Raw genomic sequence first — 8752 nt, 5'->3', positions numbered from 1 at the left:
TGAAACTCTGGCAACACGCCTTTCCATCCATCCCAGTAAAACCAGCGGCGGCGACATCGGTTACATCCAAGAATACTACATCGAAGAGCCATTGCGGAGCGCAATCTCGGCACTTAAAACCGGAGAATTCACTAAGCCGGTTTTCTTTGATTCCAGTTATGAGATTATTCTCCTTGTTGACCGGAGACCGGTTGACCCACCCCTACCCCCATTTAATGAGGCAAAACAGCAACTGGAGGAGCAACTGAAAATATCAAGACAAAGGCAGGCAGCAAATGAGTATGTGAAAAATCTGCGTGCCCGGCTCGTGTATAATCCGGCTGGTCTGAGGGTCTTTCACAAACCGGCTGATTCCATCACACCGGCGGAAAGGGAAATCTGGGTGGCGGTGCGTGACTCCACTAAATATGTGAAGGTCGGAAACTTGCTCCATATCGCTCGGCGCTTACCCTTGGGAATTGACACTGCCATCCGCACCTACGCCATCAAGCGTGCGATTGAGGATGACCTGATGTATGAGGATGCCCTCAACCGCAAACTTGACCGCCTGCCCAAGGTGGCTGAGCAGATTGAGCGCACCCGTCGCAAACTGCTTTATGAAACGCTATATAACCGGGCCATCACCAGCCAGATAACCGTTAGCGAGGAGGAAGGGAAGGAGTTCTACTCATCCCATCGTGACCGCTATCCTGGTGATGACTTCAATGCTGTTGCCCAACTCATTCGCAACAATTTGTTTCTTGAACGGCGCAATGCCCGTTATAACCAGTTCGTAGAGGAGTTACGCTCCCGTGCCCGGATTAACATTAATCAGCGAGTATTGAACCGGGTACTGCAAGAGGTGATAACAAAGAAAAAGGAGAAAAAGTGAAGCATTTTACCTTGATTTTAACCTTCTTAACCATTACCCTTATTACGGGTTGCCAGAAATCACCCTCCGGTTTGCGCGCCCCGCAGGGCAAAGTAATCGGAACGGTAAATCAGGACCGAATAACGGTCCCTGAGGTCAATTATGCGGCAGAACAACTGCGCGTTGAGGTAACAGCCGCCAATCTCCCGAAGATATTGGACCGAATGGTAGCGGTCAACCTCCTCGCCCAAGAGGCGATCCGCCGGGGATTTTTGAAGGATGAGAAAGTCATTTCTGGACTTGCCTGGAATGAAAGGCTGTATCTGGCATCAGAATTAACCTCCCGGATTGCTGAAACCGCGGAACCCACTTCAGGCGAGATTCTTGAATACTTCCAGAAACACCGGGACGATTTTGGACTCGGTTTAAAAATGATGCTGATGGTCATCGCCGATTCTGTCATTGCGGAACAGACCCGCTCAGAACTCCTCGCTGGTGCCGACTTCGCCAAACTTGCCCGGGAAAGGTCGCTTGACACATCCTATATTACCGTTCCCGGGTACCCTACCCGGGGGGTGGGCATGTCATTTGGCTGGGGCTTGGCTGATGAAGAGGCGGTTTTTAACCTTAAACCGGGAGAGATCTCACCCGTCATTCCCACCCTTGTCGGCTATCAAATCGTCAAGGTCTTAGAAAAAAGGGTCCTTACCGATAACCCCGCGCTTAATCAGGCAACCCAATATTATATCGGGGAGGCACTTAAGGAACAGCGGCGACGCCAGGTAATGGACAGCCTCCTCACGAGCCTGAAGGAAAAGGCAAAGGTGGTGCTTTCCCCTGAAGAATATACCCGATAGGAAGAAAATGTCCTCTGGTTATTAATTCTATGAACTACAAAAAACCAATCATACTTTGGTTATTGGTCACTATTTATCCCTTTGGTGCCTCTTTTGCCGGGAGTGCTGACAGCATCGCCGCCATTATCGGCACAAGGGTGGTTTTAGAAAGTGAGGTGCAGCAACTATTAACCTATATCCGCCTTGTAACCAACGACACCTTAAGCCCGGACTCCATTTTGCGTCAGGAGGCTTTGCGCCGACTAATTGACGAGGCGCTCCTGAACGAACAGGCAGAGAGGGAGTCCATTGATGTCAGCCGCGAGGAGGTGCAAGCCGCGGTTCAGGAGAACATCACAAACATCAGGCAGCGGTTTGAATCTGAAGAGGAGTTTCAAGAGGCGCTCCAGGAGGAGGGGTTGAGCGAACGGATGCTCAAAGACCGCATTGCCGAAGAGGTCCGGCGCAACCTCCTTGCCCGCCGGCTTTTGGAAAAGTCAGGGCTCACCAATATTTATGTCTCGCCAACTGAAGCCGAAAGGTTTTACAACGAAAATAAAGATTCCATCGCCCAAGTTCCGGGTAAGGTGGAACTCGCCCATATCCTGATTATGGTCAAACCCAGCGATTCTGTTGAAAATGCGGCAAAAGAGCGCGCCTGGGAGGTGCTGGAACTCTTAGCAAAAGGCGGTGATTTTGCCACCCTTGCCCGCTCCTTTTCTGAGGACCCAAAAACCCGCGCCAGAGGCGGTGACTGGGGCTGGATGGAGACGGAAGACCTCTCTGCAACCCAACCTGAACTCGCCCTCGTGCTCAACCAGCTCAAAACCGGTCAAATATCACCGCCGTTTCGCACCCGCCAGGGTTATATCATCCTGAAAAAGGAAAACGAACAGGGGGGCAGAGTGCGCCTGGGAACCATCCTCATCAATGTCCCTCTCACCCGTGCCGACACAATCCGTGCCCGCAACCGGGCAAATATGGTCCGCAATAAGGCTCTGAGCGGGATTCCTTTTGACTCCCTGGCAAAACTCTATTCTGACGACCCCCAGACCGGAAGCGAAGGTGGCTACCTCGGCGAGTTTCTTCTTGAAGGGCTCTCCCCGCCATTTAACCAGGTAATTGCCAATCTCAACACCGGTGACATCTCAGAACCAATTCTTTCTGAACACGGCTTTCACATCATCCAGGTGATAAATAAAGAACCCTCCCGCCAGCTCACCTTTGCCGAAATGCAGGAGCCAATCCGCAACTACATCTATCAGCAGAAATTCACCGAGCGTTTACGCAACTACCTCAACCGGATTGAACGCGGGATTTATGTGGAAGTCAAAGGCAAGAATTGAAACTCCAGATCTTGCCCATACTAACTATTTTAATTATAATAATTTAAAAAGGAGGTAATATGTCCAAAACCATAACAATGATTCTCTTAACTATTATGATAGGGCTCGTCCCCGGGACCACCCCCCTATTCACCGGTCCCTATCCTGTCCTGGATGCCGGTGTGCCAATTGATGTCGGCTACTATGGTGCACCGGTGATGGTTGACTGGAACCTTGATGGCGCCAAAGACCTCATCTGTGGTCAGTTCAGTTATGGCAATATCCGCTACTACCAGAACATCGGTCCTGATACCGCACCCGAGTTCAACGGCTATGAACTTCTGCGTGCCAATGGAGAAGTAATCCAGTTGCCCTATGGTTGATGCGTGGGTTCATCTCCACAGGTTGTGGATTGGAACTCTGATGGTCAACTTGATATTGTCTCCGGTGACCGCAACGGCTACTTCAATGTCTTTATCCGTCAGGATACAACCCTCATAGGATATTATCAATATCGGTTGCTGGACTCAACCATTCTTGATGTTGGCAACAACTCCCAGCCCGCAGTGGTTGACTGGAACGGCGACGGCATGAAAGACCTGCTCTTGGGAACAGAAACCGGCTACATCCACTTCTATCCCAATCAGACCGCTGACACCTGGCCCGGATTTCAGGACTACTCCTACATCGAGGTCCAAGGTTCACCCATTAACCTTTATCGGATAAATCCCTATATCTTTGACCTTGACCGTGATAGCGTCTTTGACCTCATCTGCGGCGCCAATGACGGTTATGTCCGCTTCTATCGCAATATCGGCACCAATACTAGCCCGGAACTGGCACCACCAGAAACACTTAAAACCATAGACGGGCAACCAATCCAGGCGCCCGGCATCTATGGCTCACGCTGCGGCTTCGGCTATTGGAATGCCGACACCTTTCCTGACTTCCTCATCTCTGGTTATGATGGGACAGTCAACCTCTACTTAGGTGCACCCCTTGTAGGTACAGAAGAACCAAAACCAACCAATTCACCCTTACCACAAATTACTGCCACCCCTGTTTTAGGCAAACCACCGATTCGCATCACCATCAACAGGAAAAATTTTACCTCCCCATTAACCATTGTTGATGCCACCGGCAAAACCATCCGCACCCTTCCACTCCCCAGTAACCAAAACTTTGCCATCTGGGACGGCTCTACCGATTACGGAGATAACGCAACTTCAGGGGTATACTTCTGCCGGCTTGGACCTGCAAAGGTCAGGATTGTCTTAACCAGGTAGGGAGAGGATGAATAAAAGAGGAGGGAAGGTGGAGAAAAAATTGCTCTTTCTTCCTTTGTTAATAGCAATTGTTTGCATTGGTATCGGCTGCCGTAGCAAACCACCCACCATCCCAGCAAAACCGGCGGGTTTAACTTTGGTTGCACCAGGTGACAGCGCCACCTATAAAACTGTCTCAACCGACCCGAACAAAGACCGCATCCTTTACATCTGGGACTGGGGTGATAACACCGCCGACACCACATTACTGAGACCATCTGGTGACACCTCATTTGCGATTCACTCCTGGGATACCGAAGGCTTTTATCCTGTCCGGGTGCGCGCAAAAGATGAAAAAGGCAACTACAGTCTGGAATGGTCTGACACCCTGCTTGTCCAGGTTAGCACCGGTGCCAACCACAAACCTGTTGTTTCCGCGCCCATCGGACCCGATTCCGGCTGGGTGGGCCAATGGCAGGTTTTCAAGGCGGTAGCACACGACCCGGATGGCGACTCTGTGAAAATCAAATTCCTCTGGGATGAGGGACAGGTATCGGTTCTCAGCCCGCTCAAGGCTTCCGGCGACACATTTATTGATTCGGTCCGGTATTTCTATCGGGGGATAAAAAAAATCCGCTGCCTTGCCTGGGACAAAACGGGTCTCGTTTCCGACACCTCACCGGCAAAGACCTTCATCTCACTCCAGGAAAATACCGCCCCTAACCCGCCGCAAGTAACCGGTCCAATGCGAGGAATCGCCAATGGTCCTTATTACCGGTTTTATGCCAGTGCCCTTGACCCTGAGCGTGACCGGGTGCGTTATCAATTCATCTACAGTGATGGCAGGACATCGGAATGGACCCCACTTGGACCATCTGGACATAAAGGGGTTGACTCAATCCGCTTCCCTGAAACCGGCACCTATTACATCCGGGCAATCGCCCAAGACTCGCTCGGTCTTGTCTCTGACACCTCTGCCCCGAAATCCTTTGAGGTTGTCGGAGAAGGGAGTGTCCTCTGGGCGGTTACTTGCGATGAGTTCATCTCCTCCCCGGCATTTGCCACCGCAGCCACGGGCACAGAATTACGCCCGGCGATAATTGTTGGCGGCTTGGACGCAAAACTCTACGCCATCGATGCCTATCAGGCAGAAACCCTGTTTTATGCCACTATCATCGAGGAATCGGATGAGTTCCATTCCTCTCCCGCGATTGGCGCTGATGGCACCATCTATATCGGCAACGAAAATGGGCTCCTTTATGCCTTTAATCCGGCTGGCAGCGTTCGCTGGCATTTTCCCGAAATTCCAGGACAAGACGCCTTCTCGGCATCACCAGCGGTCGACGGCAACTTCATCTATATTGCCGGTGATGACCGCAAAATCCACAAACTCCAAGATAACCACACCGGGTGGAGCGAAGTTTGGAATAGGACGCTACCGGGTGAGGTGAGTTCCTCACCGGTTATCTTGCCTGACAACCGGGTAGTGGTAATTGACGATTCTGGATATGTGACCTGCCTCAATGCCGACGGAACGCTCTCCTGGCAGTATTTTGTTGACGCGGTGGTTCAGTCATCTCCAGCCGTTGACAATAATGGCAACATCTATTTCGGTACCGACCAAGGTGACCTCTTTGCCCTCTCCCCTAATGGTGAATCTCTGTGGTCATACCATGTTGCCTCGCATTTCAATGACATCAGCTCTTCACCTGTGATTGATGCTAACGGCAACATCTATTTCGGCTGTGACGATGGCTATCTTTATAAATTAACCCCTAATGGCGAACCCCTCTGGCGCTGCCTGCTTCACCCTAACGCCTCCATCACCAGCACCCCCCTCTTGACAACAGATGGGCATCTCTATTTGGCTGGACCGGCAGATTCAACATTTGAAAAGCTTTACTGTATCACCCCTGAAGGGACTATCGCCTGGGAGGTTCTGCTGGAATCCCCTTCCCTTCCCAGACCTCGCTTTTCAATCGACCTTTTCCCTTCGCCTGTAATTGACCAGTATGGCATTATCTACATCGCCACACCCGATGGTCTCATATTTGCGGTTGCGGGTAGACCTGAACGCACTCTTATGCAAAGCCCTTGGCCGATGTTCCGGCATGATGTGCGGCACACCGGTAAATTCGGCATAATCTATCGCCGATAACAACAAACTCTATCCAGCATTTACAGGAGCGTAAATTTACGCTCCTGTTTTTTTAAAACCTACCTTAGGAAACTTACCAACCTCAGATTGTTCTCCCAAAAATTCTGAATCAAAATAGTAATTTTCTCCCAAGAAGACCGCCACCACCTTACCCCGCATCATCCTACCGAGAAAAGGGGTGTTAAAAGAACGGGAAAGCACCCTCTCTCTGCTGAACTCCCATCTCACCTCGGTGTCTAATAAGACCAGGTTTGCCTCCTTCCCTGGTTCAATCGCCGGCGGCTCCAAACCCAAAATCTGTGCAGGTGCGGTGCTGAGCCGGGCAACAAGTTCGGGCAGGGTCAGCACCTTTTTCAGCACCAACACCTCATAACAGAGGCTGAATGCGGTCTCAAACCCAATGATGCCAGGTGCAGCCGCCTCAAACTCCCTCTCCTTCTCCTCAGAAGTATGGGGCGCATGGTCGGTGCTAATTGCATCAATCGTGCCATCCTTCAACGCCCGGACGATTGCCTTACGGTCTAATTCACTGCGCAGCGGTGGATTCACACGCAGGTTGCTATCATATTCCCTGCCCAAAGCTTCGCTCGTCAGGGTAAAATAATGGGGGCAGGTTTCGGCGGTTACCGCAACTCCCCTTGCCTTTGCCCACCGTAATACCTCTACCGTCTCCCGGCTGGAGACATGACATATGTGCAGTGGTGCGCCGGTCCACTCGGCAAGCATTATATCCCGCATTGCTGCTATCGCCTCGGCAATCCCGGGTGAAGCGGGCAAACCCAGCCGTGTGGCAACAAACCCCTCATCCGCCAGACCAAGAGAAAGTTCGGGCACCTCACAATGGGACATCACCAAAAGGTTAAATGTCTTGGCATACTCCAAAACCCTGCGCATCAAATTAGCATCACTAACCCAGTTGCCATCATCAGACACCGCTCGGGCCCCAGCCATGCTCATCCCACCTAACTCTGCCAGTTCCTTGCCCTGCCTGCCCTTGGTACAGCAGCCAACCGGAATTAGCCTCGCACCATTGACACCTCTTGCCGCCTCCAGTTCAAACCGCACCATCGCCTCGGAATCAATCGCTGGATTGGTATTGGGCATCGGACAGATCTGGGTGAATCCTGAGGCAAAAGCCGCCCAGGCGCCCGAGGCAATGGTTTCACTTATCTCCTCACCCGGCTCCCGCAGATGGCAGTGCAGGTCAATGAATCCTGGTGCGAGAAAACGGTTGCGGCAGTCAACCTTCTTTGCGTCTGGCGCCTTGATGCGTGCACCAACCGCCTTCACCAATCCATTCTCAATCAGAACATCCGCCCTTCTTATCCTGCCACCAACCGGGTCAATAACACTCCCACCAGTAAACAGTATCTTACCCACTACCGGCCTCCTCGGTCAAAAGCCCCCTCCCGGCAGCAAGAAGGAAAAGCACCGCCATCCTTACCGCCACACCGTTTTTCACCTGATTCAGTATCAAGGTCTGGGGCATCTCCTTGACATCATAATCCATCTCCACCCCCCAGTTAACCGGACCAGGGTGAATTATCACCACCTCTGGCTTCAATTTCGAAAGACGCTCCCTTGTCAACCCATAAAACTGCCGGTACTCCCGCAGACTGGGAATCAAACCCGCACCCATCCGCTCCACCTGTAGTCTGAGCATATGGACCACATCCACCTCGTAAAGAATTTTGTCCAGCCGGAAGAACACCTCACACCCCAAATGTTCAACCCCTACTGGCAGAAGCGTCGGTGGTGCACACACCGCCACCTTTGCCCCCAATTTGTTCAAACAGATGATATTGGAACGGGCAACCCGGGAATGGGCGATGTCGCCAACAATGAGCACCCGCTTCCCCTCCAGACTGCCAAACCGCTCCAGGAGAGTAAAATTGTCAAGTAACGCCTGGGTGGGATGCTCATGACAGCCATCACCCGCATTGACAACAAAGCAGTTTACCCGCCGGGCAAGGAAATGGGGCACCCCGGCAAGGGAATGACGCACCACCACCCCATCCACCCTCATCGCAAGAATATTTTCTACCGTATCCAACAGGCTCTCGCCCTTCTTTGCCGATGAGGCGCTCACCGCAAAGTTGAGGCACTGGGCTGAAAGCCTACTCGCCGCCAGTGTGAAGGAGGTGATGGTGCGCGTGGAAGGTTCAAAGAAGAGATTGACAATCGTCTTTCCCCGCAGCGCCGGCACAATCGGTATCGGTCGGTCCAGCACCTCCCGGAACCTCTTTGCCTGCTCCAAGATGGTTAAAATCTCCTCCCGCGTCAGCTCCGCTATCCCTAACAGGTGCTGCAACGCCACC

Annotated in this window: 8 protein-coding genes; 6 read left to right on the top strand and 2 right to left on the bottom strand. The window is 52.1% G+C overall.

Annotation, left to right across the window (positions count from 1 at the left end; translation table 11 throughout):
- The 6 genes from ABIK47_04580 to ABIK47_04555 all read left to right on the top strand — a co-directional run.
- The coding region (locus ABIK47_04580; GenBank protein ID MEO0019901.1) for a peptidylprolyl isomerase at window positions 1-871 on the top strand (871 nt) is incomplete at its 5' end.
- Complete coding sequence (locus ABIK47_04575; GenBank protein MEO0019900.1) at window positions 868-1707, top strand: peptidyl-prolyl cis-trans isomerase; 840 nt, start codon at window positions 868-870, stop codon at window positions 1705-1707. The genes ABIK47_04580 and ABIK47_04575, both read left to right, overlap by 4 nt.
- Before the next feature lie 29 nt (window positions 1708-1736).
- Window positions 1737-3032 (top strand): peptidylprolyl isomerase, encoded by a 1296-nt coding sequence (locus ABIK47_04570; protein ID MEO0019899.1) that lies wholly within the window; start codon window positions 1737-1739, stop codon window positions 3030-3032.
- A 59-nt stretch (window positions 3033-3091) separates the two neighbouring features.
- The gene (locus tag ABIK47_04565; GenBank protein MEO0019898.1) at window positions 3092-3394 is read left to right on the top strand and encodes a hypothetical protein; all 303 of its coding nucleotides are present in this window, start codon (window positions 3092-3094) and stop codon (window positions 3392-3394) included.
- Between the two features lie 24 nt (window positions 3395-3418).
- Window positions 3419-4297: an FG-GAP-like repeat-containing protein gene (locus ABIK47_04560; GenBank protein MEO0019897.1), complete on the top strand. Its 879-nt coding sequence runs from the start codon at window positions 3419-3421 to the stop codon at window positions 4295-4297.
- Between the two features lie 28 nt (window positions 4298-4325).
- On the top strand, window positions 4326-6434 hold the full coding sequence (locus ABIK47_04555; protein ID MEO0019896.1) for a PQQ-binding-like beta-propeller repeat protein: 2109 nt from the start codon (window positions 4326-4328) through the stop codon (window positions 6432-6434).
- A gap of 36 nt (window positions 6435-6470) precedes the next feature.
- On the opposite strand, the gene ABIK47_04550 is transcribed toward ABIK47_04555, so the two are convergent.
- Window positions 6471-7814, bottom strand: a complete 1344-nt coding sequence (locus ABIK47_04550; GenBank protein ID MEO0019895.1) for a dihydroorotase — start codon at window positions 7812-7814, stop codon at window positions 6471-6473.
- Entirely contained in the window at window positions 7807-8751 is a 945-nt protein-coding gene (locus ABIK47_04545; GenBank protein ID MEO0019894.1) for an aspartate carbamoyltransferase catalytic subunit, read from the bottom strand. The genes ABIK47_04550 and ABIK47_04545 overlap by 8 nt, the downstream gene beginning before the upstream one ends.
- Window position 8752 lies beyond the last annotated feature (1 nt).

The sequence above is a fragment of the candidate division WOR-3 bacterium genome (assembly GCA_039801245.1).
Lineage (GTDB): Bacteria > Hydrothermota > Tepidihabitantia > Tepidihabitantales > Tepidihabitantaceae > JAOABP01.
Note: the sequence above shows the minus strand (reverse complement) of the source record. Positions and strands in the feature narration are given on the sequence as shown.

Bases quoted from the DNA above. Each gene is read 5' to 3' on its own strand.
- ABIK47_04565 (MEO0019898.1), top strand. From the start codon at position 3,092: ATGTCCAAAACCATAACAATGATTCTCTTAACTATTATGATAGGGCTC.
- ABIK47_04570 (MEO0019899.1), top strand. From the start codon at position 1,737: ATGAACTACAAAAAACCAATCATACTTTGGTTATTGGTCACTATTTAT.